The sequence below is a fragment of the Staphylococcus sp. HMSC34G04 genome (assembly GCF_001838765.1).
GTDB classification, from domain to species: domain Bacteria; phylum Bacillota; class Bacilli; order Staphylococcales; family Staphylococcaceae; genus Staphylococcus; species Staphylococcus epidermidis.
The window spans coordinates 1-791 of record NZ_KV838744.1 but is presented as its reverse complement, the minus strand read 5'-3'; the positions used below and the strand labels follow the sequence as shown (position 1 = coordinate 791).

The 791-nt window shown below is 38.8% G+C and carries 1 protein-coding gene; it reads right to left on the bottom strand.

Annotated features, from left to right (window positions below; translation table 11 throughout):
- Nucleotide 1 precedes the first annotated feature (1 nt).
- Nucleotides 2-775 (bottom strand): CHAP domain-containing protein, encoded by a 774-nt coding sequence (locus HMPREF3241_RS08795; protein WP_002458244.1) that lies wholly within the window; start codon nt 773-775, stop codon nt 2-4.
- Nucleotides 776-791: the final 16 nt, after the last annotated feature.

Below are 791 nucleotides of genomic sequence, written 5' to 3'. Positions count from 1 at the left end.
ATTAGTGAATATAATTATATGAAGCAGCTTGGCTCGCAGAGATTGTACGTGAAGTGACAACACCTGCACCGTGACCGTAGTTCATTTCTGAAACTCTGATTGAACCATTGCTGTTTACACCTTCAACGTATGCTACGTGTCCGTATGCACCTTGTGATGTTTGTAAGATTGCACCTTTAGCTGGTGAATTGTTTACTGTGTAACCAGAACGTGCTGCAGCGTTTGCCCAGTTGTTTGCGTTACCCCATGTTGAACCGATTTTGCCACCTACTCTGTCAAATACATAATATGTACATTGACCTGAAGTGTATAAGTTACCAGATGCTGAGCGAGCGTTTGATAAAGATACACCGTTTGATGATGGTGCAGAAGTTGTTGTAACGTGAACATTACTACTTGATGTTGAATAGCTTGCGCCTAAACCACCAGTCGGTTGAGTTGTTCTTTGTGATTGCGTGTTATTTGATTGATAGTTGTTGTAATTGTTGTAATTACTGTAGTTATTGTAGTTGCTATAGTTATTGTAACCATAGTTGTTGTAGTTATTATAACTATTATAGTTATATGAAGTATTTACACGATCTGGACTCCAGTTACCTTTCCAAGTGTAGTGGTAGTTACCTTCAGCATCGATTGTGTAAGTATAGCTATATGAATAAGGGTCGTTAGGATTGTACCCATTATTATTTTGTTCTGCTGCTTGTGCGTCATGGTGTGCAAAAGCGAAAGTAGCGATTCCTGCAGTTGCAATTGTAGCTGTAGCGATTTTTTTCATTGTTAAATATCCTCCT